Annotated in this window: 23 protein-coding genes; 13 read left to right on the top strand and 10 right to left on the bottom strand. The window is 69.4% G+C overall.

The window, feature by feature from the left end; genetic code table 11:
- Positions 1-54: 54 nt before the first annotated feature.
- From OG734_RS16325 to OG734_RS16305, 5 genes are all read right to left on the bottom strand, one after another.
- Positions 55-834 (bottom strand): succinate dehydrogenase iron-sulfur subunit, encoded by a 780-nt coding sequence (locus OG734_RS16325; protein ID WP_330288227.1) that lies wholly within the window; start codon positions 832-834, stop codon positions 55-57.
- On the bottom strand, positions 834-2588 hold the full coding sequence (gene sdhA, locus OG734_RS16320; RefSeq protein ID WP_330288226.1) for a succinate dehydrogenase flavoprotein subunit: 1755 nt from the start codon (positions 2586-2588) through the stop codon (positions 834-836). The genes OG734_RS16325 and sdhA overlap by 1 nt, the downstream gene beginning before the upstream one ends.
- Before the next feature lie 31 nt (positions 2589-2619).
- On the bottom strand, positions 2620-3111 hold the full coding sequence (locus OG734_RS16315) for a succinate dehydrogenase hydrophobic membrane anchor subunit (RefSeq protein ID WP_330288225.1): 492 nt from the start codon (positions 3109-3111) through the stop codon (positions 2620-2622).
- A 4-nt stretch (positions 3112-3115) separates the two neighbouring features.
- Complete coding sequence (gene sdhC / locus OG734_RS16310) at positions 3116-3496, bottom strand: succinate dehydrogenase, cytochrome b556 subunit (RefSeq protein ID WP_307626175.1); 381 nt, start codon at positions 3494-3496, stop codon at positions 3116-3118.
- A 208-nt stretch (positions 3497-3704) separates the two neighbouring features.
- Positions 3705-4271, bottom strand: a complete 567-nt coding sequence (locus OG734_RS16305) for a 2-oxo-4-hydroxy-4-carboxy-5-ureidoimidazoline decarboxylase (RefSeq protein WP_330288224.1) — start codon at positions 4269-4271, stop codon at positions 3705-3707.
- A 362-nt stretch (positions 4272-4633) separates the two neighbouring features.
- On the opposite strand from OG734_RS16305, the gene OG734_RS16300 reads away from it, so the two are divergent.
- The 7 genes from OG734_RS16300 (at position 4634) to OG734_RS16270 (ending at position 11169) form a co-directional block, all read left to right on the top strand.
- Positions 4634-6289 (top strand): beta-N-acetylhexosaminidase, encoded by a 1656-nt coding sequence (locus OG734_RS16300; RefSeq protein WP_330288223.1) that lies wholly within the window; start codon positions 4634-4636, stop codon positions 6287-6289.
- Between the two features lie 144 nt (positions 6290-6433).
- The gene (locus OG734_RS16295) at positions 6434-7162 is read left to right on the top strand and encodes a DUF4328 domain-containing protein (protein WP_330288222.1); all 729 of its coding nucleotides are present in this window, start codon (positions 6434-6436) and stop codon (positions 7160-7162) included.
- A 95-nt stretch (positions 7163-7257) separates the two neighbouring features.
- Positions 7258-7794: a hypothetical protein gene (locus tag OG734_RS16290; RefSeq protein WP_330293680.1), complete on the top strand. Its 537-nt coding sequence runs from the start codon at positions 7258-7260 to the stop codon at positions 7792-7794.
- Between the two features lie 75 nt (positions 7795-7869).
- Positions 7870-8487, top strand: a complete 618-nt coding sequence (locus tag OG734_RS16285; protein WP_330288221.1) for a hypothetical protein — start codon at positions 7870-7872, stop codon at positions 8485-8487.
- Between the two features lie 131 nt (positions 8488-8618).
- Positions 8619-9020: a hypothetical protein gene (locus OG734_RS16280; protein WP_330288220.1), complete on the top strand. Its 402-nt coding sequence runs from the start codon at positions 8619-8621 to the stop codon at positions 9018-9020.
- 293 nt (positions 9021-9313) lie between these two features.
- Complete coding sequence (locus OG734_RS16275; protein WP_330288219.1) at positions 9314-9976, top strand: RNA polymerase sigma factor; 663 nt, start codon at positions 9314-9316, stop codon at positions 9974-9976.
- On the top strand, positions 9976-11169 hold the full coding sequence (locus OG734_RS16270; RefSeq protein WP_330288218.1) for a hypothetical protein: 1194 nt from the start codon (positions 9976-9978) through the stop codon (positions 11167-11169). The genes OG734_RS16275 and OG734_RS16270 overlap by 1 nt, the downstream gene beginning before the upstream one ends.
- Before the next feature lie 276 nt (positions 11170-11445).
- Here the strand turns inward: OG734_RS16270 and OG734_RS16265 are convergent, their stop codons facing one another.
- Complete coding sequence (locus OG734_RS16265; protein WP_330288217.1) at positions 11446-12297, bottom strand: L,D-transpeptidase family protein; 852 nt, start codon at positions 12295-12297, stop codon at positions 11446-11448.
- A gap of 163 nt (positions 12298-12460) precedes the next feature.
- Between OG734_RS16265 and OG734_RS16260 the strand changes: the two genes are divergently transcribed.
- Both OG734_RS16260 and OG734_RS16255 read left to right on the top strand, forming a co-directional pair.
- Complete coding sequence (locus OG734_RS16260) at positions 12461-14041, top strand: acyl-CoA mutase large subunit family protein (RefSeq protein ID WP_330288216.1); 1581 nt, start codon at positions 12461-12463, stop codon at positions 14039-14041.
- 92 nt (positions 14042-14133) lie between these two features.
- A complete protein-coding gene (locus OG734_RS16255; RefSeq protein ID WP_330288215.1) occupies positions 14134-14709 on the top strand; it encodes a Uma2 family endonuclease in 576 nt (191 codons plus the stop codon).
- Here OG734_RS16255 and OG734_RS16250 read toward each other — a convergent pair.
- Positions 14684-16135: an FAD-dependent oxidoreductase gene (locus OG734_RS16250; protein WP_330288214.1), complete on the bottom strand. Its 1452-nt coding sequence runs from the start codon at positions 16133-16135 to the stop codon at positions 14684-14686. The genes OG734_RS16255 and OG734_RS16250 overlap by 26 nt on opposite strands.
- A 71-nt stretch (positions 16136-16206) precedes the next feature.
- Here OG734_RS16250 and OG734_RS16245 point away from each other — a divergent pair, with 71 nt between their 5' ends.
- The 3 genes from OG734_RS16245 to OG734_RS16235 all read left to right on the top strand — a co-directional run bounded on the left by OG734_RS16245 (position 16207) and on the right by OG734_RS16235 (position 19399).
- The gene (locus OG734_RS16245; protein WP_330288213.1) at positions 16207-16905 is read left to right on the top strand and encodes a TetR/AcrR family transcriptional regulator C-terminal domain-containing protein; all 699 of its coding nucleotides are present in this window, start codon (positions 16207-16209) and stop codon (positions 16903-16905) included.
- A gap of 158 nt (positions 16906-17063) precedes the next feature.
- The gene (locus OG734_RS16240) at positions 17064-18050 is read left to right on the top strand and encodes a glycosyltransferase family 2 protein (RefSeq protein WP_330288212.1); all 987 of its coding nucleotides are present in this window, start codon (positions 17064-17066) and stop codon (positions 18048-18050) included.
- Positions 18047-19399, top strand: coding sequence for a polysialyltransferase family glycosyltransferase (locus OG734_RS16235; protein WP_330288211.1), 1353 nt, complete (start codon positions 18047-18049; stop codon positions 19397-19399). Before OG734_RS16240 ends, OG734_RS16235 begins: the two co-directional genes overlap by 4 nt.
- 15 nt (positions 19400-19414) lie before the next feature.
- Here the strand turns inward: OG734_RS16235 and OG734_RS16230 are convergent, their stop codons facing one another.
- The 3 genes from OG734_RS16230 to OG734_RS16220 form a co-directional block, all read right to left on the bottom strand.
- Positions 19415-20599 carry an acyltransferase family protein gene (locus OG734_RS16230; RefSeq protein WP_330288210.1) on the bottom strand — a complete coding sequence of 395 codons (1185 nt, stop codon included), beginning with the start codon at positions 20597-20599 and terminating at the stop codon, positions 19415-19417.
- A 187-nt stretch (positions 20600-20786) separates the two neighbouring features.
- Positions 20787-22169: a polysialyltransferase family glycosyltransferase gene (locus OG734_RS16225; RefSeq protein ID WP_330288209.1), complete on the bottom strand. Its 1383-nt coding sequence runs from the start codon at positions 22167-22169 to the stop codon at positions 20787-20789.
- Positions 22169-23149 carry a glycosyltransferase family 2 protein gene (locus tag OG734_RS16220; RefSeq protein WP_330288208.1) on the bottom strand — a complete coding sequence of 327 codons (981 nt, stop codon included), beginning with the start codon at positions 23147-23149 and terminating at the stop codon, positions 22169-22171. Before OG734_RS16220 ends, OG734_RS16225 begins: the two co-directional genes overlap by 1 nt.
- Before the next feature lie 221 nt (positions 23150-23370).
- Between OG734_RS16220 and OG734_RS16215 the strand changes: the two genes are divergently transcribed.
- Complete coding sequence (locus OG734_RS16215) at positions 23371-24660, top strand: DUF6716 putative glycosyltransferase (RefSeq protein ID WP_443065090.1); 1290 nt, start codon at positions 23371-23373, stop codon at positions 24658-24660.
- The last annotated feature ends 5 nt before the right edge of the window (positions 24661-24665 follow it).

Genomic DNA, 24665 nt, shown 5'->3' with positions numbered 1-24665 from the left:
GTTTCTGTTGATACAGAAACAGGGCCCTGGGGCGAACTCGGTAACTCCGAAAGATCAGAACCGCCGAGTGATCAGCGCCCTCTTCACTTCCTGGATCGCCTTCGTGACCTCGATGCCACGAGGGCACGCGTCCGTGCAGTTGAACGTCGTCCGGCAGCGCCAGACGCCGTCCCGGTCGTTCAGGATCTCCAGGCGCTGCTCGCCCGCCTCGTCACGCGAGTCGAAGATGAACCGGTGCGCGTTGACGATCGCCGCCGGGCCGAAGTACTGGCCGTCGTTCCAGAACACCGGGCACGACGACGTGCACGCCGCGCACAGGATGCACTTCGTCGTGTCGTCGAACCGTTCCCGGTCCTCCGCCGTCTGGAAGCGCTCGCGCGTCGGCTCGTTCGTGTCCTTCGTGATGAGGAAGGGCATCACGTCGCGGTACGCCTGGAAGAACGGCTCCATGTCGACGACGAGGTCCTTCAGGACCGTCAGGCCCTTGATGGGCTCGACCGTGATCGGCTTGGCGGGGTTGATGTCCTTGATCAGGGTCTTGCAGGCAAGGCGGTTCTTGCCGTTGATCCGCATGGCGTCCGAGCCGCAGATGCCGTGCGCGCAGGAGCGACGGAACGTGAGCGAACCGTCCTGGTCCCACTTGATCTTGTGGAGGGCGTCGAGGACGCGTTCCTTCGGGTCGATCTCCAGCTGGAAGTCTTCCCAGACCGCCTCGGCCGCCAGCTCCGGGTTGAAGCGGCGGATGCGGAAGGTTGCTGTGATGTACGGGGAGTCGGCGAAGCCGGGCTCGGGCTCGCCGGCCGCGTCCGTCTTGTCCAGAACAGGGGTTGCCATCAGTACTTACGCTCCATCGGCTGGTAGCGGGTCTGGACGACCGGCTTGTAGTCGAGACGGATGGACTCGGTGCCGTCGTCGCCCACCTCGCGGTACGCCATCGTGTGGCGCATGAAGTTGACGTCGTCGCGGTTCGGGTAGTCCTCGCGGTAGTGACCGCCGCGCGACTCCTTGCGGGCCAGGGCCGACACCGCCATGACCTCGGCGAGGTCCAGCAGGTTGCCGAGCTCGATGGCTTCCAGCAGGTCCGTGTTGAACCGCTTGCCCTTGTCCTGGATCGAGACGTTCAGGTAGCGCTCGCGGAGTTCCGCGATCTTCTCCACCGCCGTCTTGATCGTCTGCTCGGTACGGAACACCATGACGTTCGCGTCCATGGTCTCCTGGAGCTCCAGGCGCAGCGCGGCGACCCGCTCCGTGCCCGTGGACTCGCGCAGGTGCTCCACCTGGGAGATCACCAACTCGGCCGGGTTCTCGGGGAGTTCGACGAAGTCGGCCTTCTGGCTGTACTCCGCCGCCGCGATACCGGCCCGCTTCCCGAACACGTTGATGTCCAGGAGGCTGTTCGTGCCGAGGCGGTTGGCGCCGTGCACCGACACACACGCGACCTCACCGGCGGCGTACAGGCCGGGCACCACGGTCGTGTTGTCGCGGAGCACCTCACCCTCGACGTTCGTCGGGATGCCGCCCATCGCGTAGTGCGCGGTGGGCTGGATCGGGATCGGGTCCGTGTACGGCTCGATGCCCAGGTAGGTACGGGCGAACTCGGTGATGTCGGGCAGCTTGGCGTCCAGCTGCTCCGGCGGGAGGTGGGTCAGGTCGAGGTAGACGTGGTCGCCCTCGGGGCCACAGCCACGCCCCTCGCGGATCTCCGTGTAGATGGACCGCGAGACGACGTCACGTGACGCCAGGTCCTTCATCACCGGCGCGTACTTCTCCATGAAGCGCTCGCCGTCCTTGTTGCGGAGGATGCCGCCCTCACCGCGGGCGCCCTCCGTCAGCAGGATGCCCATGCGCCAGATGCCGGTCGGGTGGAACTGGAAGAACTCCATGTCCTCCAGCGGCAGCCCGCGACGGTAGACCGCCGCCTGGCCGTCACCGGTCAGCGTGTGGGCGTTCGACGTCACCTTGAAGAACTTGCCGCAGCCGCCGGACGCGTAGATCACGGCCTTCGCCTGGAAGACGTGGATCTCACCGGTCGCCAGTTCGTAGGCGATGACGCCGGCCGACCGCTTCACACCGTCGACCTCGACGATCAGCTGGTCGAGGACGTAGAACTCGTTGAAGAACTCCACGCCCTCCTTCACGCAGTTCTGGTACAGCGTCTGGAGGATCATGTGACCGGTGCGGTCCGCGGCGTAGCAGGACCGGCGGACCGGCGCCTCGCCGTGGTTACGGCTGTGACCGCCGAAGCGGCGCTGGTCGATCGTCCCGTTGGGCGTGCGGTTGAACGGCAGGCCCATCTTTTCCAGGTCGAGGACCGAGTCGATGGCCTCCTTCGCCAGGATCTCGGCGGCGTCCTGGTCGACCAGGTAGTCACCGCCCTTGATCGTGTCGAAGGTGTGCCACTCCCAGTTGTCCTCCTCCACGTTGGCGAGCGCGGCGGCCATACCGCCCTGCGCGGCGCCCGTGTGGGACCTGGTCGGGTAGAGCTTCGTCAGTACGGCGGTACGGCTGCGCTTCGTCGACTCGATCGCGGCGCGCATGCCGGCGCCGCCGGCGCCGACGATGACGGTGTCGTACTTGTGGATCTTCATCAGGATTTCCTCAGTCCCTCAGCACCGTGGCCTAGCGGATGTTCGGGTCGAAGGTGAAGATCACCAGCGTGCCCAGCAGGATCGTGAACACCGTGGCGGTGTAGAGCAGGCCCTTGAGCCACAGCCGGGTGTTCGCGCGCTCCGCGTAGTCGTTGATGACGGTGCGCAGGCCGTTGGCGCCGTGCAGCATCGCCAGCCACAGCATCAGCAGGTCCCAGACCTGCCAGAACGGGGAGGCCCAGCGGCCGGCCACGAAGGCGAAGCCGATCTTGGAGACACCGCCGTCCAGCACCAGCTGGATGAGGAGGTGGCCCAGGACCAGCACGACCAGGACGATGCCGGACAGCCGCATGAACAGCCAGCCGTACATCTCGAAGTTGCCCCTGGTGGACTTCGGGGTCTTCTTGGTGCGCTTGCGCGGGGCCTCGATCAGGAGCGCCGGGTTGTCGGCGTCGTATCCCGAGAACGCGCCCGCGCCCTCGACGGGCCCGACGCCCGAGGCGGTGGATTCAGTCGTCGCCATGTCGTCAGCTCCCGAACAGTTCACGAGCGGCGTGACCGAGGACGGGGTAGATCGCCCCGATCATCAGCACGACCCACAGGCCGACGACGGTCCAGAGCATGTGCTTCTGGTAGCGCGGGCCCTTCGACCAGAAGTCGACGGCGATGACGCGCAGGCCGTTGAGCGCGTGGAAGAGGATGGCGGCGACGAGGCCGTACTCCAGCACGGCGACGATCGGCGTCTTGTACGTGGCCACAACCTTGTCGTAGGCCTCGGGGGAGACACGGACGAGAGCGGTGTCCAGGACGTGTACGAACAGGAAGAAGAAGATGAGGACGCCGGTGACTCGATGAGCCACCCAGGACCACATTCCTTCCCGGCCGCGGTACAGCGTTCCAGCCGGCACGGAAAACCCTCCGGGAGCGGGGATTGGGGCCGCGCCGGCTTGGGTGTCGGTCGGGCCCGGCCGGGTACGGTCCACCGGCCCTCGCCATCGTAGCGACGTGTTGTCGGAACGCTTACGGCGGCCCTACCGATGTGATCAAACAGGCTTCTTACGGGCTACTGGGGGCGGCTACTGGGGAGGGGGTGCGGTTCGTATGCCCGGTGACAGGTCAGCTGTGGCTGGTCGCGCCCCGCGGCGGAGCCGCAATATGTTGCCGCCCCGCGCCCCTCAGGGCGTTCCCCAACCGTTGCCTTGCCAGGCGCCGCAGCTCCTCCGCCGCAACCACCCGCTCCTCTTCCGGATCGTTCGTCAACCGTGACCGGATGCCTGTCAGGACCTGGTTGAGGGCCTCGTCCGGGGAGGTGCTGTCGACGTGGATGACGAACACGTGCCCGAAGCGACTCTCGTACGCCGCATGCGCCGCGCTCAGAGCCGTGTGGGCCGCGGAGTACACGCCGTCGGGCAGCGCGGGCAGCGCCTCCGCCGCCAGGGCCTCCGACAGGTCGCCCGGGGTCAGGTCGTACGCCGCCTCGTCCGCTGCCGCGAGCAGGGAGTCCAGGTCGGGGTAGGGGCGGTGGTCGGCGAGGCGGTGGGCCCAGCGGAGGCTGCGCAGGCAGGTGAGGAGCGCGCGCTCCACATCCTCGGCGGGGTCGGTGTTGAACCGCTCCAGGCTGGTGGGCGTAAGAGAACCCGGCAGGGTTGGACAGGGGGACTCGGTGCGCGTCTGTGCCGGCATGGCGAGCTGGCCGGAGAGGTGGGGAAGACGGGGCGCGGACAGCGTGAGTCCTCGGGTTCTGGGATTGATGTGTGGGATGTGCGGGAGAAGCGCCGCAGTGCCGCTCACATTATCGAGAGCGGTCAGGAGCCGTCCGATGGACGTGTCTGAATTTCACCCGAACGGGAGGTTTTCGGAACGTACGGTGGACGCTACCGGTGTAGTGGGGTCGTAGGTTCAGAGGTGGAGGCGATCCAGGAGGTGCGTGGCATGCGGGCGATACATGAGGTTCGGACAGGTGGGAACCGATGACCGGGCGGAGGCGGCGGGCTCCTGAGCGGAAACGGGGTCCAAGGAGGAAGACGTACGGACAGGGGTCCAGGTTGCTTCTCGGGGCCGGTGTTCTCGTCGCCGCCGGGGCGGTAGGGGTGTCCGTCGCTTTCTGGCCGGTCGGCGACGCGGGCACCGACACCGACACCGGCAGCACCGCCGCGTCGACCGGCGCTGCGCGCTCCTCGAACGTGGCCGAAGCGGCCAGCTCCGCACCCGCGGTCGGATCCCGCACCCCTTCCCCCGCCGCCCCCTCTCCAGCCCCCGCCCGCGTCTACCCCCTCTCCAAGGCCCCCCGCACCATCCCCGCCGTACGCGAGCACATAGCCGCCCGGGGCCCCGGCTGGCGCCCCGCCTCGACCGCCCGTGTGGTCGTCGGCGCCGGCGCTCTCGCCGACGAGGGGAGGCTGCTCGCCGGCGAGCTGAGGATGACGTACGGCGGGAGCGCCGCCCCTCGTGCCGGGGACGTCCAGCTCAAGCTGGACCCGGGACAGGCGCAGAAAGGCCCCGAGTCCTACACCCTCACCGTCAAGAACCGCCGCGTCACCGTCGCCGCGCCCGCCGAAGCCGGCGTCTTCTACGGCACCCGCACCCTCAAGCAGGAGGTGAGCGGCGGGAGCACCGCCCCCGAGGGCGTCGTGCGCGACCGGCCCGCCAAGCCGCAGCGCGGGCTGATGCTGGACATCGCGCGCAAGCACTTCACGGCGTCCTGGATCGAGGACCGCGTCCGTGAACTGGGCGACCTCAAGTTCAACGAGCTGGGCCTGCACTTCTCCGACGACCAGGGCTTCCGGATCGCCTCCGACACCCACCCGGAGATCGTCTCCAAGGACCACCTCACCAAGGCCGAGGTCCGCCGCATCCTCGCCCTCGCCGCGAGCCGTCACATCACCGTCGTGCCCGAGATCGACTCCCCGGGCCACCTGGGCGCGGTCCTCGCCGCGCACCCCGACCTCCAGCTGACCAACGCGCTAGGTACGCCGGCCCGCGGGGCGATCGACATCTCCAAGCCCGAGTCCGCGAAGATCGTCGACGACCTGCTGGGCGAGTACGCAGACCTCTTCCCAGGCCCCTCCTGGCACCTGGGCGGCGACGAGTACCGGGCCCTGACGGTCTCCAACCCGGCGGCTTCCTACCCTCAGCTCGCCGCCGCGGCCACCAGGAAGTACGGGTCCGGCGCCGGCGTCTCCGACCTGGCGACGGGCTGGCTCAACGACCGCGCCGCCACCGTCCGTGCCCACAACCGGACGGCTGTGCGCGCCTGGAACGACGGCTTCTACCAGTCGAGTTCGGTCCAGCCGGCCAAGAGCATCCAGGTCGCCTACTGGACCGGCAAGGAGATCGGCGCCCGGCAGCCGGCCGGGTATCTGAGCGCGGGCCGCAAGGTCGTCAACTACAACGACGAGTACCTCTACTACGTGCTCGGGCAGCCGAACACCTTCGTCTATCCCACCGGTGAGCGGATCTACCGGCAGTGGACCCCGCGGGTGCTGCGCGGCAGCACGGCCGTCTCATCGACGTACGACAGTCAGATACTCGGCGGAGTCTTCGCCGTCTGGTGCGACCTCGCCGGATCACAGACACAGAACCAGGTGGCCGTCGGAATCCGGATGCCGCTGCGGGCGACCGTCCAGAAGCTGTGGGATCCCCGGGCCCAACCACCCCTGTCCTGGACCGACTTCAAGAAGCTGGCGAACCGGCTGGGCTGATACGGCTGGACGCGGGGGCCGGGTGAACCGTAGGTTCCGCACGAGTAGTACACGTATTCGTATGCCGGGCGTGTCCCTGGGGGGAAGCGCCCGGCTTCTTGCCGACGGCACGGCCTCCCGTACCGTCGGTCTCGGGGGATTCACATGTTCAGCAAGCGCGGCCAGGATTCCGCTCCGACCGGCCCCGTCATCCAGCCGCACGGACCGGCATGGCTGCGTTCGCCGGTCGGACTCGGCAAGGCCGTCGCGGCAATGCTCGGCCTGGTCATCGCCGTCGACCTCTTCGCCGTCTACGCCGACATCACCATGTACGACGTGATGGGGTCCCTCGCGAAGAACAGCCACCCCTACGACATCTACGGCATCGTCCAGCGCGACGCCGATCGCGCGGACTCGCTCTACACCGCCGCCGGATACATACAGACGGCGACCTTCTTCGCGACGGCCGTCGTCTTCCTCATCTGGTTTCTGCGCGTGCGGGTCAACGCCGAGGTGTTCAACCCGTTCGGGCACAGGATGAAGCGCGGCTGGACGGGCTGGTGCTGGTTCGTGCCGATCGTGAGCCTGTGGTTCCCCCGCCGGATCATGCTGGACATCTGGGACGCGAGCAGCCCTGCGGGCACCCGCGCCCCGCACGTGCTCGTCAACGCCTGGTGGGCGGTGTGGCTCGTCGCGCTCTTCACCAGCCGGGACGATTTCGGCACGTTCGACCGCGCCGACACGGCGATCAGGATCCGGGACGGCGTCGTCCAGGTGCTGCTCTCCGACGCCACCGACATCGCGGCCGCCGTACTCGCGATCCTCGTCGTGCTCCGGCTGACCCGCATGCAACAGGAGAAGGCCCTGCGCGGCCCCGTCCCCGCGGACGTCTGACACGCCCGGCGTCAGATCACTGGCCAACCTCCTTGTCTCTGTGGTGTATTCGGCGCGGGCAGAGCGAGCAGAACCGAAACGCCAGGGGGATGGCATTGGGTTACTGGGGCTACTTGATCGTGGGCAGGAGCGAGCGGCCGCTCGCCGAGACCGACGCCCTGCGGGCGGTGCGCGACGGGCTGACCTCGCGAGAACGGCGGGACGACGGCTGGCAGGTGTGGGAGTACCCGAGCGGCGACGGTGACGTCGGTAGCATGAACACCCTCGCCCTGGAGACCGGCGCGCCCGCGCTCTTCGGGTACGTCATGGACAGCCACTGCGTGGTGCTGGAGGCGGCGGCGCCCGAGAGCGGGGCGTGGACCACCTGTCTCGCGCGCGGCGCCATGGCCGGGTACCTGGGCGCCGGACAGGGCGACGGTGCGGGGGCGGGTGAGGAGGACGGCGGGCTCACACTCGACGACTACTTCCTGGAACCCGGCGACGCCGCCGAACGCGCGGTCGACTGGGCCGCCGAGGCCGGCCATACGGTGAACGCCGGGCCGCTCCTCGACGTACTGACCTCAGAGCCCGACCCATTGGCCGAAAACCTGTTCTTCCGGTTCCTCGACCGACTTGGTGTTCTGCCCCTGTGACGCTCCGGGTACGTTGCACGCAGTAAGGGACAGCACGGGCTCCGTAAGGGATGGCGCCCTCGGAGGGAGGCGTGCATGAGCCTGGTGGAACTGATCGCTGATGCCGACGAGCGCGGCCTGACAGTCAGCGGACTGGCTTGTTTGGATCGGTGCGTGTCCCTCCTGGGCGGTGACGACGAGATCCTGCGCCCCCTGTGGGCCGGCCTCGCCGACGGCAGCGACGCGGAGGAATGGGCGACCCGGCTGGAACAGGCCCGCGTCAAGCTCAACGCCGAAGGCACCGCGGACGCCGTCGACCCGGCTGCCCCCGCCCCCACCTCTCCGGCCTCCGCCGAGAGCGAGGCCACCTTCCTCGCCCGGCGGATGCTCGTCGACGCCCCCGCCATCCGGTCCGCCGCCGGAGTGCGCGAGTGGGCCGACGCCTGTTCCGTCGCCGCGCTCCGCATCCACCGGCTCCTGGACGCCTCCGCCTCCGCCTCCGCCGCCGACGCGGCCTCGGTCGACTCCTGTCGTGAAGGCCGTACGGAGGGCATTTCGCCCCTCGTATCGGCCGAACTGCGGCGCCAGATCAGGGTCCTGGAACTGATCGCCAGTCATGGTTCCGGCGGGCTGCGGCAGGCGCTCGCGGTGTCGACGGAGGGCAGGCGCGTACTGCGCGCGGTGGTGTCGCGACGGGCACGCGGACGGGCCTGACCTCCCGAAACGGGTGGGCCGTGTGGTTTTCCTGTGTCGTTCCGGGATGGACCTGGGGTGGTCCCGCACCGATTTCCGTCGATCGCCGGAATCGGGTGCCACCGACCGCCACCTGCGCGCTTTCCTGGACTGTGACAGCACACCGAGCACCAGAACGAGCGATACGCCCGCAGGCCGCCGCGAAGCCCGTGCGGTGGGCCGCCGACACCGTCGCGACGATGCGCGAGGGCGCGCGGCTGCGCCTCGACTACTCGACCCAGAGCCTGTGGCGCGTCGACCGGATGATCGAGGAACTGCGCCGCGAGCAGACGCCGTACGCCGCCGTGGAGTCGGTGTTGCGCGGCTTCGGGGCGTACGCGGGTGAGGTGATCGTGCGGCAGGCCGGGGGCGCCGCGGAGTGGCTGGAGACGGACGGCGGGCACTGGATTCGTACGGCCGACGGGCGGTTCTGGGACCCGGTCGACGAGGCCCGCCGCTGTTTCGGCGGCCACGGGTCGCTGCGGCTGCTGTGCCTGGACGCGACGGCGATCTGAGCCGGCCCTGGGGTATGGACGTGGACGGCGGGTCCTGCTGGCCGCCGATGGCAACGACCGGGGCCGCCACCCCCCACAGGAGAGGCCCCGGCCGTCGCGCGGCACGGGCCGCGCGGCGGCCCGTATCTCCTACAGCGCCGCGGGCGCGTTTTCTGTCACACCGTCACGGCATCACGAGTTAGTTGCACGCTGGACGGACATGGACGAGGAGCACTTTGACGCCGTAACGTGCCTTTCGCTACAGGCTGCGGACAACAGGCAACTGCATCCACTGAGGTCTTGAGGTGTACGCGGTGCAGGGGGACGACGCGGAGCTGACCACCGCGGTGCTTGCGGCACAGGCCGGGGACGAGACCGCGTTCCGGACTGTGTACCGCTCGGTGCACCCACGGCTGCTCGGATATGTACGGACGCTGGTCGGCGACCCGGACGCCGAGGACGTGACGTCCGAGGCCTGGCTCCAGATCGCCCGTGACCTGAACCGATTCAGCGGGGACGCGGACCGGTTCCGGGGCTGGGCCGCGCGGATCGCCCGCAACCGTGCCCTCGATCACATACGTATGCGTGGGCGCCGTCCGGCGATAGGCGGCGACGAGACCGAGCTGTCCGGCCGGGCCGCCGACTCCGACACGGCGGGCGAGGCCATGGAGTCCCTGGCCACCGACAGCACCCTTTCCCTCATCGCCCGGTTGCCGCAGGACCAGGCCGAGGCCGTCGTCCTGCGCGTGGTCGTCGGCCTCGATGCCAAGACCGCCGCCGAGACCCTCGGCAAGCGCCCCGGAGCCGTCCGCACGGCGGCGCACCGCGGTCTGAGACGGCTCGCGGAGTTGCTCGGGGAGGACCCGGACGCGACCGCCTCGCTCGACGCGCTGCCACCTCCACGGGAACCGCACGGACGTGCGGTTACGTCGGCCGGTGTGACGCATACGCGTTCGCGGACGCAGAAGGACATGTGATGGCCGACGACGACCGGTACAGGTGGCTGGACCGCGCTACGGCGGAACGTTTGCTGAGCGGGGAGCCACTGGAGATTTCACTGGCGTCCGCGGGCCCCGAAGCCCGCGACCAGGCCCAGCAGCTCGCCAAGACCCTGGACTCGCTCTCCGTGGAGACCCCGCCGGGCAGCGCCGAGCTCCCCGGCGAGGCCGCCGCGTTGGCCGCCTTCCGCAAGGCCCGCCCGGTCCCGGACCCCGCCACCGTTGCCCCCGCGACCGTTACGCGACCCTCGTCGGACATGGGTTCGGACATGGGTCTCGTACGGGTGGGACGGTTCGGGAGTTCCGGCGCCGCCCGCCACAGTGGTGTCCGCCCGGCCCGCTGGGGCCGTCCCCTGCGCCTGGGGCTCGGTGCCGCGCTGGCCGCAGGCATGGTCGGCTCGGTCGCGATGGCCGCAGGCGTCGGCGTCCTGCCGAACCCGTTCGGCGGTGACGAGCCCGGCCGGCCCGCCGCCACCGTGTCGGCCGCCGAGTCACGCGACCCCATGCTGGCCTCGCCGTCTACGGACGGCGGCACCCGGGGCAAGAGCGTGCCGTCCCTGCCCGACGCCACGACCGGGGGCTCCGCCGACCGGGGCGCCGACGGGCGCGACGAGCCCCGGGCCCATCCGACCGACGGGGGACAGGGCTCCCGCTCCGACATGAGCCTGCCCGGCGACTGGCGCGGCGGCCTCGTCTCCTCCTGCCGCGACATGCGCAGCGGCAAGAGACTGGACGCGGAGCACAGACGGGCCCTGGAAAGGGCGGCCAAGGGCTCCACGAAGGTGCCGAAGTACTGCGAGAACGCCCTGAGGCATGAACCGGCCGTCCGCTCGAACGCCGACATCGGCACGGGCACCGGGGAGGGCAGGGGGGACATCGGCGCCGACGGCGGCCAGAGCGGCGCCGGTGACAACGGCGGCAAGGGCGACGGCGCGACCGGCGGCAACGGCCACGGCGACAGCGGTGGAAACGGCGACGGGAACGACCAGGACAACGGCCAGGGCAACGGCAACGGCCATGGCAACGGCGGAGGTCACGGCGGCCGGGCCGCGACGAGGCCGACGCCCACACCGACGTCCTTCACCGCCCTCAAGCCGGACGAGCCCCGCAACGTACCGGCCCCGGCCACCGACCCGTCGTACGGCATCCTGCCGCTGCCGACGGCCACCTGAGCCCCGCACGCCGCAGAAGACCTTTCCCCGCACAGCGCCGGGATTGACCGCAGCGCACCCTTCTGACCTGCGTAGACGCGAGCCGGGGACGTTCTCGCGTGCCGGGTGTGACATTTTTGGCGGTGCCGACGCAGTAGACAGTGAGCCGACTGGTCATCGGTTCCTCGCACAGAGCCGGGGTTCCCCCCGTACCTACGGCTCGTGCACCTGGCGCGGGCGGGACACGTTCCCCCGGTCCCGTCCGCGCCCCAGATCATCCCCTCCGCCGTCGCCGGCTCACCAGTAGATGACGACCTTGTCGCCGTTGCTCACCTCGGCGAAGATCGCGGCGATCGCCGTCTCGTCCCGTACGTTCACACAGCCGTGCGAGGCGCCGCCGTAGCCGCGGGCCGCGAAGTCGGCGGAGTAATGGACCGCCTGTCCGCCGCTGAAGAACATCGCGTAGGGCATCGGGGAGTCGTACAGCGTCGACACATGGTGCCGTGACTTCCAGTAGACCTCGAAGACTCCTTCCCGGGTCGGGGTGTACTGGCTGCCGAACCGCACGGACACCGTCGAGACGGTCCGGCCGTCGATCATCCAGCGCAGCGTGCGGCTCGTCTTGCTGATGCACAGCACCCTGCCCCGGAGGCAGCGCGGGTCGGGATAGGCGGCCGGCTGCCCGCCCATCAGATACAGCTCCCACTGTCCGGGCTCGCGCGTCATCCGCAGCAGCCGCTGCCAGGTGACGGTGTCGGTCCTTCCGGTGCGCGGCAGCCCGCGCTTGCCCTGGAAGCCCTTCACGGCGCTCTCCGTCAGGTCGTCGTACGACCCGGTCGGCCCGTCGTAGAGCCAGGCGACCTGGCGCAGCCGTGCCTGGAGTTCGCGCACGTCCCGCCCGCTGTCACCGCGCGACCAGAGAACGGCGGCGGGCGGCGCGGGGGGCGCCTTCTTCGGCGCGGGTGTCGAGGCCGGTGTCGGTGTCCGTGTCGGCGCCGGAGAGGTCGTGGCGCCGGGTTTGCCGTCGGCGGGCGGGTGTGAGACCTGGATGTGCACGGGCGACCGAGCGTCGCCGTCCGGGTCGGTGGTCTGCACCGTGCAGCCGCCCACGGCGAGAGCCGCGAGAACGGCGGAAATCACCTTTCGCATGTCCGTAGTACGCAAGCCGGACCCCCCGAAGCTCATCGTCCCTACCCCCATCCGTCCGTACCCCCATCCGCCCGTCCCATCGATGTTCCCCGCACATGACCGGGGACGAACTACGCGGCATTGTTGTGTGCGGCGACTGGCAAGCTACGCGGAGGCACACACCATGACGCGTGAGACCGAGTCGGGACTACCCATCGAACCGGTGTACAGGCCCGACACGCTCGCGGACTGGGACCCGGCTCAGAAGCTGGGCGAGCCGGGCGAGTACCCCTTCACCCGGGGCGTGTACCCCTCCATGTACACCGGCCGCCCCTGGACGATGCGCCAGTACGCCGGTTTCGGCACGGCTGCCGAGTCCAACGCCCGCTACAAGGACCTGATCGCCCACGGCACCACGGGCCTGTCCGTCGCGTTCGACCTGCCGACCCAGATGGGCCACGACAGTGACGCCGCGATCGCGCGCGGCGAGGTCGGCAAGGTGGGCGTGGCGATCGACTCGGTCGACGACATGCGGGTGCTGTTCGACGGGATCCCACTGGGCGAGGTGTCGACGTCGATGACGATCAACGCCCCCGCAGCGCTCCTGCTGCTGATGTACCAGCTGGTCGGCGAGGAACAGGGCGTCCCGGCCGACCGCCTCACGGGCACGATCCAGAACGACGTGCTCAAGGAGTACATCGCGCGCGGGACGTACATTTTCCCGCCGAAGCCCTCTCTGCGCCTGACCGCGGACATCTTCAGGTACTGCGGGGCCGAGATCCCGAGGTGGAACACGATCTCGATCTCCGGCTACCACATGGCGGAGGCGGGTGCGAGTCCCGCACAGGAGATCGCGTTCACGCTCGCGGACGCTGTCGAGTACGTCCGTACGGCGGTCGCGGCCGGTATGGACGTCGACGACTTCGCCCCGCGCCTCTCCTTCTTCTTCGTGGCCCGTACGACGATCCTGGAGGAGGTCGCCAAGTTCCGTGCGGCCAGGCGCATCTGGGCGCGGGTGATGAAGGACGGGTTCGGCGCGAAGAACCCCAAGTCGTGGATGCTGCGGTTCCACACGCAGACCGCCGGGGTACAGCTGACGGCTCAGCAGCCCGAGGTGAACCTGGTCCGGGTGGCGGTCCAGGGCCTGGCGGCGGTGCTCGGCGGCACCCAGTCCCTGCACACCAACTCCTTCGACGAGGCGATCGCCCTCCCGACCGACAAGAGCGCCCGCCTGGCCCTCCGTACCCAGCAGGTCCTCGCCCACGAGACGGACGTGACGGCGACGGTGGACCCCTTCGCCGGCTCGTACGTCGTCGAGAGGATGACGGACGACGTGGAAGCGGCGGCGGTCGCCCTGATGGAGCGGGTCGAGGACCTCGGCGGTGCGGTGGCCGCGATCGAACACGGCTTCCAGAAGAGCGAGATCGAGCGCGTCGCGTACCGCATCGCCCAGGAGACGGACGCCGGCGAGCGGGTCGTGGTCGGCGTGAACCGCTTCCAGCTCGACACGGAGGAACCGTACGAGCCCCTCCGCGTCGACCCGGCCATCGAGGCCCAGCAGACGCAGCGCCTCGCGAAACTCCGCGCGGGCCGGGACCAGCAGGCGGTCGACACGGCCCTGGCCGCCCTGAAGCAGGCGGCGGAGGGCACGGCCAACGTCCTGTACCCGATGAAGGACGCCCTGCGGGCCCGGGCGACGGTGGGGGAGGTGTGCGGGGCCTTGCGGGAGGTTTGGGGGGTTTATGTGCCCTCCAATGCCTTCTGAGCTGGGCGATTCGTCTGAATGGGTGATCGGAGGAGGAAAGCGCACGCCCCCGGTTACTCTCGTGAAGTGTGAGCCCTGAAAAGGAGGACGCCGTGGCCGTACTGCAACACGAGCTGACGTTGGGCGAAGCCGCCGACCAGCTTTCCCGTGCACTGCCTGGGCACCGCGTGGAGATTCTCCAGGGGAGGCTCACTGTGACACCACCGCCGGACGGCTCGCACGCGCTGTCGCTGACGAAGCTCAGCAGGGCGTTCGAACGCGCAGGTATCGAGGGAAGCGGGGTCGAATGGGTCCAAGGCGTCGGCCTCTGGCTGCCCGCGTTGCCCGAGGACTTCGCGATCCCTGACTTCTCCGTCGTCGACGAGGACTTCCGCGACGCCCACGTCACGAAGAACTACTACGCCCCGAACGTCTTCCGCCTAGTGGTCGAAGTGACCTCCTCCAACTGGTCCGACGACCTCTATGTCAAGGTCGAGTGCTACGCCCAGGCCGGCATCCCCGCCTACCTCATCGCGGACCGCAAGCACGGCGAGGTGCTCCTCTACGCCGACCCGGTCGACGGCAAGTACCCCGACCCTCAGCGCTTCAAGCGGGGCCAGAGCGTGCCTGTTCCGGAGTCCGTCGGCGTTCGCGTCGAACTCTCTACGGACACCCTCCTCGACGGCTGACCCAGCTGTACTGCCCAGCCAGGACGCCCATCCCCGCCGCGTACTCCGTCAGCCCCTCCGTCGTGGTGCCCGCCCAGCCGACGTAGCCGTCCGGGCGGACGAGGAACACCCCGGGGCCGTACGCCTCGTGCGAGCTGAGGTGGACGCTGGGGATGGGGAGCGGGTGCGGTGCCCTGGCCTCGCCCACCGTCAGCAGGGTCCAGTGCGGGCCGCGGAACGCGTCGAAGAGGCGTACGCCGTTCTCCTTGCCGTCCGGTGCGCGGTCGCCCGCGCGGACCTGGCCCGGGGCCGGGCGGGTCTCCCTCGTCAGTGACGAGTCGCGGTAGCCGAGGGTGAGCTGCCGGGTCGCCTCGCCGCGCCTGATCTCGCCCCGGTGGACGCCCGTCGAGATGCCGAGCATCTGCCCGGCGATCGGCCGGCGCTCCTCCTCGTACGTGGCCAACAGAGCCTCGGGCGCCCCGCCCCGCAGTACCGCGCCCAGCTTCCAGCCCAGGTTGTACGCGTCCTGGACGCTGGTGTTCAGGCCCTGGCCCCCGGCGGGGGAGTGGACGTGCGCAGCGTCCCCGGCGAGGAACACCCGGCCGGAGCGGAAGCTGTCCGCGAGTGCCGCGCGCGGGCGGAAGTCCGAGGACCAGCGGACCTCGGTCACGTCCTCGGGGGCGAGATGCGAGCGGGCGGCGGCGACCTTCCGGATGCCGTCCAGGGACAGGTCGAGATGTTCGCCCTCCGGGAACTGGGCCACCAGCTGGAAGTCCTCGGTCCCCGCCAGCGGGCAGATCGCGAGGAAGCCGCCGTCCCCGTGCGGCGGGAAGACGTGCCAGTTGTCGCGGTCCAGGCCCGTGATCCGTACGTCCGCAACGAGGATCGGGTTCGGGTCGACCGTCTCGCCCGTCATACCGATCCCCAGCGACCGGCGAACCGTCGAGCGCCCACCGTCGGCCGCGACCACGTACCGCGCGCGGACCGGCTCACCGGCGGCGAAGCCGACCGTCACACCCTCCGCGTCCTGCTGAAGCCCCACGACCTCGCGGCCGAAGACCACCCGCTCGCCCAGCTCGGTCAGCCGCGCGAACAGGATCTCCTGCGTCCTCCACTGCGGCACCATCCACGGTTCGGCGCCGTACGGCGAGTCCTCGCCGCCCTCCGTTTCCTCCGCCGGGTCGAACATCCGGTGCTCGCCCACCCGCTCGCCGCCCTGCCAGATCATCCCGACCGGGTACGGGCCGCCGGCCGCCCGGATCGCGTCCACCACCCCGAGGTCGTCGAAGACCTCCATCGTGCGCGGCTGGATCCCCTTGCCCCGCGACCCGGGGAACAGCCCCTCGGCCCGCTCGACGACCACCGCGTCAACCCCGCGCCGCGCGAGGTCCACGGCGAGCGCCAGTCCGGTGGGACCCGCGCCCACGACCAGTACGTCAACCATCATGACCTTCTCCTTAACGTTGTTAAGTTGCCCTGCCCTCCGAGCGTGGACTTAACGGTGTTAAGTTGTCAAGCGTGAGTACGGAATCACCGGAACCACCGGAATCACCGGAGCGACCCGAACGGTCCGGACGGCGCGCCCCCCTCGACCGCAAGCGCGTCGCCGACACCGCCCTGAAGCTCCTGAACGAGGTCGGCCTCGACGGGCTCACCCTGCGTGCCATCGCCAAGGAGCTGGACGTCAAGGCACCCGCCCTGTACTGGCACTTCAAGGACAAGCAGGCCCTGTTGGACGAGATGGCCACGGAGATGTACCGGCGTATGGTCCGAGGCGCCCCCCTCGACCCGGGCCTCGGCTGGCGGGAGCGGATGCTGGTGTCCAACCGCGGACTGCGTGCCGCGCTGCTCGGCTATCGCGACGGCGCGAAGGTCTTCAGCGGCTCGCGCTTCACCGGCACCGAACACGCCGTCCAGATCGAGGCGAACCTCCGCTGCCTCGTCGACGCCGGCTTCACCCTCGCCCAGGCGGTCCGCGCCACCATGACGGCGTACGTGTACACCGTGGGCTTCGTCACGGAGGAACAGGGCGTCCACCCCGTTCCCGGTGAGCGCCGCGAAGGGTATGACGTTGAGGAGCGGGCCCGGCGGATGGCCGACTTCCCGCTGGCGGCCGCGATGGGCGGCGAGCTCTTCGAGGGGTACGACCGACAGTTCGAGGAGGGACTGGACCTGCTGCTCGCGGGGATCGAGGCGAAGTACGTGGGCACGCCGTGACCCGGCGTCCGGGCCCGCGCCGACTTCGCCACCGCACAGCTTCCTGCGGGCTGGATCACAAGTCACGGCTGTAGGACTGGCGGTGAAGAGCCGACGTCCGGCGTCCGAGCAGCGCCTGCCGTCACTCGGTCTGCCGTTGAGAGAGCCCAGGTGTCCCCGTGTCCATCCGCCCCCCGACACTTTCAGTGATCGTCCCCTGCTACAACGTCGAGTCCTACGTCCCGGAGACGGTGACCAGCCTCCTCAACAACGACCAGGACGACTACGAGTTCATCTTCGTCGAGGACCGCTCGACGAAGGACAAGACCTATGAGGCGCTGCTGCAACTGACGAAGCGGCTGAGGAACAGCAGGGTCGTCCGGCACGAGCACAACGGTGGTCTGGCCACCGCGCGCAACACCGGGATCGACCTGGCCGAGGGCCGCTACCTCGCCTTCCTCGACGGCGACGACTGGCTGGCCCCGGGCTACCTCAACAGCCTCGTGGACGCCGTCGAGCGCTTCGACGTGGACTTCGTGCGCACCGACCACGTCCAGGTCACTGGCATCGAGCGCGCCGTCCACCGCGCCCCCGAGGGCCGCCGGCACCTCGCCCTCGACCCGCGCGACTCGATCCTCCCCGTCGACGAATCCACCATGGTCGACTACCCCTACGCCTGGGCCGGCATCTACCACCGCCGGCTCCTCGACAGGGGACTGCTGCGCTTCCACGACGGGTTGCGCACCGCCGAGGACCGCCCCTGGATCTGGGACCTGCACCGCAGAGCCGACTCCTACGCCGTCGTCGGCCTGCGCGGCGTCTTCTACCGCCGGGGCGTCATGACCTCCCTGACCCAGATCGGCGACGTGCGCCAGCTCGACTTCTTCCGCGCCTTCGATCTCGTACTCGCGGAGCTCGCGGGCGACCCCGAGGCCGGGCGGCTGCGGAAGAAGGCGCTGCGCAACTACTGCGTCGTCATCGCGCACCAGCTGCTCGAACGGGACCGGTTCGAGCGGAACGTGGCCGCGAGGCTGCGGCAGCTGAGCGCCGAAGCGCTGAACCGGATGACCGAGGACGAGCTCCGTGAGGCTCTCGTCGGCATGGGCGAGACCCGGATGCACATGCTGCGGCGCGTGCGGGGCGGCATGAGGGGAATCGCGGCATGATCCAGCTCTTCTTCTCGGCGACGCAGTACGCCGCCGCGACCGTCACGGCCGCGATCCGCGCCGGACTGTTCGGCCCGCGCGAGGACCACAGACGCATCCTCGTGGTCAGCAACACCGCCCCGATCCCCGAGGTCAGCACCCCGCTGGACCGGATGGCAGGGTTCGAGAAGCTGCGCCCCGAGTTCGACGAGGTGCGCTCCTGGAACGAGTTCGTCTTCCCGCACCACCCCACCGCCTGGTCCCCGACCGCCCAGGACGCCCCGATGTGGGAGAAGGCCGTACGCCTCGCCTGGAACCTCGGCGACCAGCCCGTCGAGATCGCCTGCGAGTCCATCCAGGCCAACCCCTCCCGAGCGGTCGCCGACATCTTCGCGGACAGCCCCATCCACGTCTACGCGGACGGCCTGATGAGCTACGGCCCCACCCGCAACCGCATCCCGCACGGCATGAGCAGCCGCATCTACCGTGTCCTGCACCTCGACCTGATACCGGGACTGCGCCCCATGCTGCTCGCCGAGTACGGCGTGGAGCCGGTGGCGATCCCGAACGAGCCGATCGTCGCCGTACTGAACGAGATCGGTGCACACGGCGCGGACCTCCTCGCCGAGTGCCTCCCGGCCGAGAACCGGCCCACCGCCGTGCTGCTCGGGCAGTACCTCTCCGCCATCGACCTGATCTCGCAGGAGGAAGAGGAGGAGCTGCACGTACGGATGCTGTGCGCGGCGGCGAAGGCCGGCCACACCGGCATCCTGTTCAAGCCCCACCCCAGTGCCCCGGCCGCGTACTCCAGCTCCCTGGAGACCGCCGCGAGGGAGCTGGCCGTGCACCTGACCGTGCTGCGCGAGCCGGTGCTCGCCGAGACGGTCTTCGCCTGTCTGAAGCCCGCGCTCGTCATCGGCTGCTTCTCCACCGCCCTGATGACCGCCGCGACCTTCTACGGCATCCCCGTCGCCCGCGTCGGTACGGAGATGCTGCTGAGCCGCATCACACCGTACGAGAACAGCAACCGGATCCCGCTCACCATCATCGACGCGGCGCTGCCTGACGCCGAGCACGGGCCGGCGGACTTCATGGCCGCGCCGACCGACGCCGGGGTGGTCGAGCGGCTGACGCCGCTGGTGCGCGCGGTGGGGTACTGCATGCAGTCCCGCAAGCATCCCGACCTGCGCGACGAGGTCGCCGCCTGGCTGAGCACCCAGCTGGCGGCGAACGCCCACTACTTCAAGCGCCGCCGCCTGACCAGCCTCCGCCTCCCCGGCGGAAGCCCGATCCGCGCCGAGACGCTGCGCCGCAACCCGACGGTACGGAAGGTCGTACGGCGTATCCGTGCCGTACAGGCGCAGCGCTGACCCGGTGGGGCCGGTTCAGGCCTTGTGGAACCGGGCCGCCTGAACCGTCATCGCGCGCTTCAGTCGGGGCCCGAACGGCTTCTCGACCAGGCGGTAGATCGCATAGGCCAGGACGAGCATGCTCGTGATGGTGGCGGCCAGTGTCAGGTACGGGTCGAGGCCGAGGCCCCGGTGCAGCACCCGGATGAAGAACCAGCCCAGGTGCTCGTGGATCAGGTAGAAGGGGTACGTCAGCGCGCCCGCTATCGTCAGCCAGCGCCAGTTCATCCAGCTCAGCCAGCCCAGGGCCACCACGGCGACGGCCACGAAGGCGAGCAGCACGAGGACCTGGATGACGTGCGGGTTGCGGTGGAAGTCGCCGGTCGCGCCCGGGTGCCACAGGTCCGTCACCGCGTAGCGCTGGCCGAGCAGGAACGAGACGATGACTATGCCCCAGGTCAGCAGGTCGCTGCCGAACTTGTGGATCAGGAAGAGCGCCAGGCCGCCGATGAAGTAGGGCGCGTACTCCGGCATCACGGTCGCGTTCACCAGCGGGTCGTCGGTGACCCCGGCGAACGCGCTGGCGAGCGTCCACAGGAGGCAGAAGATCACCACGCTCCGGTAGTTGACGCCCTTCCAGACCACGAGCAGCGCGAACAGTGCGTAGAAGCGCACCTCGGCCCAGAGCGTCCAGCACACGCCGAGCACCCGGTGCACGCCCATGGGCTGCTGCAGCATCGTGAAGTTGACCAGGATCTCGTCGGTCCGCAGCGGGTGGACGACCACGGGCAGCAGATACGCGGCGACGGTGATGATGACGATCGCGACCCAGTACGCCGGGTAGAGACGGGCGATACGTGAGCGGAAGAAGTCGCCGATCGTCCGGCCCCAGCTGCTCATGCAGATCACGAAGCCACTGATGACGAAGAAGAACTGCACGCCGAGACAGCCGTAGACCGCGGCCTGGGACAGGGTCGGGAACATCAGGCCGGGCGACTGGTCCCAGGACTCCGAGATCGTGCCGCCACGACCGGAGTAGTGGTAGAAGCAGACCATCAGGGCGGCCAGGAGACGCAGCCCGTCCAGCGCGCGCAGGCGGCTACCGCCCCCGCGCGGGGCGGGCACGGCGGGCACGGCTGGGCCGGCCGGTTCGGCGTCCCCGCGCGTACCCGGCGGCGATGCCGGATGCGGGGGTGCCATGGTCTGGTCGGCCGCGGTCATCGTGAAGCCTTTCGGGACAAGGGCTGTGGGCAGCAGGGACCGAAGGGGTCAGGGGCAGCACACGGCACCCGCACAGGAGTTGTACGGGTGAAGGATAGGACAGTGTATTGACGCCCGAGGGCACACATGGGTTGCCCCCCGTTTCGAAACGAAACGGGGGGCAACTGTCGTGCGGTTCAGCCCGCTTCTACTTCTTCACGGTCTTGCCCAGCGCGCGCGCCCGGCGAGCGATGCGGCGCACGGTCGCGTTGCGCGGGATGAACGCCAGCTGCACGGGTACAGAGCCCGGCAGGGCCAGCGCGGTCAGACGGCGGCGCTTGAAGTAGCGCCAGGTGTGCGCGTCGAGCCGCGTGGAGAGGTACTTCTCCGCCTCCGGCCGCAGCCGGGGATAGATCTTCGGCTGCATGCAGAACCCGACGGCCTTGACCAGTCCGGCCAGGTCGTCGTCCACCTGCTTGCGCGAGGGCATCGCCCACTTGGCCACCGCGGAGGCGTCCTCGAGATCGGGCAGCAGCGCGTCGACGATGGTCAGGGGCACCCGGTTGCTGTTCTGGTAGGGCGCGAGCCGCTCCAGCAGGGTGTCCGTGCCGACCCGGGCGACCGGGATCCCGTACAGACCGGCCGCGGTGAGCAGTCCGGTGGAGAAACAGCCGACGACGAGCGAGGGCCGGGTGTGCTGGAAGAGCACCTCGGCGAGCACGGGCCGGTCCAGCACGGTGAGCTCGGCGCCGAGCTTCTTCGCCTCGTTCTCCAGGGTGTGCGACCAGTGCGCGGGCGCGACCGGGTGCGGCTTGAAGACGATCCGGCGGTGTCCTCGCGCCACGGCACCGCGCATCATGCGCAGGTGCAGCTCCTCCTCCTCCTCGGGGGTGAGGATGCTGAGCGCCGAGAGGTACTGGCCGAGCAGCAGGGCCGGGCGGTCGCCGGAATCGGCCGCGGTGACCGTCTCGCCCTCGGCCTCGTCCTCGGTGGCCGCGGCCTCCGCGAGTTCGCCGAGGACCTTGAGGAACGCCTCGGACGGCACCAGTTCGGGCTCCACCCCGAACTCGGTGAGCAGCAGCGGCTTGAGCCCCGGTACGAGATCGAGGTGCAGCAGCCGTCTGATGCTGGTGCCGACCAGCGCGTCGATCTTGTCGCGAGTGGGGCCGTAGCTCATCAGGCCGTCCGCGTAGACATCGACGGGCGCGCCGGTGAACAACCGGCACAGCGCGAGCGCGGGATTGACCTGGACGGACTCGACAGCCAGCTGGATGTCGTCGTCACCGAGGTTCCACAGCAGCCGCAGATGCCGCTCCCATATGGGGATGTCGTCGGCGCGCGGGCTCCAGCCGCTGGGGTGGAACGGGGAGATGGCCTCGTTCCACGAGAGGACCTCGTCGAAGCGCTCCCGGACCCGGTCGAATCCGGACATCTCATCGAGACCGGGGGTGATCTCGGGGGCTGCGGTGTTGTTGGTGACCAACAGCAGCCGCCGGTCGGCCGGTTCGAACAGCCCTGCGTCCAGCGCGGCGGCCACCGTGGCGGCGCCGTACAGCGTGGACGCGCAGAAGATCTGAGTGGTGCGAGCCATCAGCCGGCCACCTTCTCGGCGGCAACGGGCCTGCGCCGTACCCGGCGCAGTCGGCCGGCGCGCGTGGCGTCCATGGAGTTGATCGCCTCCGTGAGGACATCCTGCGGCATCCGCTTCAGGGCGGCGGAGCTCAGTGAGCGCAATTCTCGAGCCACGGCGGGTTCGAACCTCTCGATCGATCCGAGATGATGGGCCATGATCGCGCAGTACGTGCGCACTGCTTTGGGCAGCAGCCTATCGGCCTCGGCATCCCGGGCGGTCTCCTCGATCACCTGGTCGAACGCCCGGATGAAGTCCAGTTGCCGTACGTCACCGATCTGCGTGAGCGACGACGTGACCCCGCGCCGGTAGAAGACACCGAGCAGCCCCACCGCGGCGAACGACTCCGCCTCCCGGTGCAGCTTCCAGATCCACGGCCGGTCCTCCGCCGTCCGCAGCCCGTCCGTGAAGTGCAGGACGCCACGGTCGACGAGTCGACGGTGGTAGATGCCCGCCCAGGCATAGGCGTAGTCGACGGACGTGGTGCGGTCGGTCGGCAGAATCGCTTCCCGCGGCGACATCACCACCCCGCGCCGGCCGTGCGGGACCCGGTGGATCGTGCGTGCCTTGCCCGTGCACTGCACATGATCCGTACGGACGAAATCGCAGCCCAAGTCCTCAATAGAGGCGAGGAGTTGGGAGAAATAGCCGGGTGCGAGCCAGTCGTCGCCGTCGAGGAACGTGAGGTATTCGCCACGCGCTTTGTCGATACCGGTGTTGCGGGCGGTGGCCAGTCCTCCGTTCTTCTCGTGGCTGACCAGCACGGCGCCCGGCAGCTCGCGCTCTGCGCGCGCGAGGATGTCCGGAGTCTCGTCGCGCGAGCAGTCGTCGACGAGAATGAACTCGAAGTCCTCGCGCGCGTTGGCGCTGAGGCTCTTCAGAGTGTCGGGCGCATATTGCTGCACGTTGTAGAACGGCACGATGACGGAGAGCTTGACCACGCGTCCAGGTTAGAGCCTCTCCGGACCTCCTACTTTACCCGGGGTTTGATGTGGGGCGAACTACATGTGTCGGGCTGGTGAATCACGGGGGTTTCTGCATGTATGGCGCCCCGAATCAAGCTGAGTCGATCTTTTGTTAACCCTTTGTTGCCTCGGGATTGGGCGGAAGCACCCCATGTCGGCTTAAGGTCTTGGGCGTGCCAGCCAGTACCTCGAGCCCCATGCGGGTCGCCGTCCTCGCCGATTCCGACACTCGGTGGAAATGGGGTGCACTCACCGCCAGTCGTATTTCTCCTGATAATTCAGACATTCACCTCGACGGCTACCTCCTCAGAGGCAGGGCCACGCCCACGGCCCGCCAGCTCCAGGAGGTCGGCGTCAAAGCCGACTCGCTGCGCGAGGTGACCGCCCTGGAGTTCCTGCGGGCCATGGAGCAGGAGTCGTACGACATCCTCGTGCTCGCCCTGGTGGGCGGCGGTGTCCAGGCGATGCTGCACGGCCTCGGCCAGGTCTGGGCGGACAACGCCGAGCGACCCGTGGTCGTCACCGGCTATGTCGGTGTCGTCTACGAGAAGCTCACCGACGGCCTCCTGCTTCGCCACGGCGCCGACCTGGTTCTCGCCAACTCCCGCCAGGACGCCGACCGATTCAAGGCCGTATACGACGGCGTCGGTGCCGATTCGTCCTCTGTGACCGAAGTCGCACTCCCCTTCCTGGGTGGCGCGTCCTACACAGGTGAGCATGGTCACCCGTACACGGTGGTGTTCGCCGCTCAGCCCTCCGTCCCGGAGAGCCGCAAGGACCGTACGTATCTGCTGGACCGGCTCGTGCAGCACGCCACGCTGCACCCCGAGCGCGAGGTGCTGCTCAAGCTGCGCTCCAAGCCCGGCGAGCACACCACGCACATCGAGGAACTGCCGTACCAGAAACTGGCCCAGCGCGCCGACCTTCCGCCCAACTTCAAGCTCGTCTACGGGCACATGGGCGAGGTCCTGGACCGTACGGACCTGCTGGTCACCATCAGCTCCACGGCCGCGCTGGAGTCCCTGCACCGCAGCATCCCGACCGTCGTGCTGAGCGACCTGGGCGTGCGCGAGGCGCTCGGCAACCACCACTTCGTGGGCTCCGGCTGCCTCGCCTCCTGGGAGCAGCTCGACGCGGGTCACCAGCCCGCTCCGGACGCCCACTGGGTGGCCCGCCAAGGTGTCGCTGCTGATGGCTCGTACGAGACGGCGTTCGACGCGGCACGCGACAGGATCGACCGTCTTCTGGGATCCTCGAAACTTCCGCCCCTGGCCCCGTACTACACACCGATGACGGCTCCCGGATATTTGCCGGGTATTCTCGCTCGGCACCACCTCGGCCCCGACGGCGTTCCGCTGCCCGGAGCGCCGGCCGCCGACAAGGAGCCGGGAGCGGTGCGGCAGATCGTGCGTCGCGCGGCCCGCGGCGCCTACCGGCACGGCGTGCAGCGCGTCGCGCCCGTGATCCGGCGGATGGGGGAGCTGTGACCCAC

The organism is Streptomyces sp. NBC_00576, from assembly GCF_036345175.1.
Taxonomy (GTDB): Bacteria; Actinomycetota; Actinomycetes; order Streptomycetales; family Streptomycetaceae; genus Streptomyces.
The sequence above is the reverse complement of the archived record's forward strand: the minus strand, read 5'-3'. Positions and strand labels throughout refer to the sequence as shown.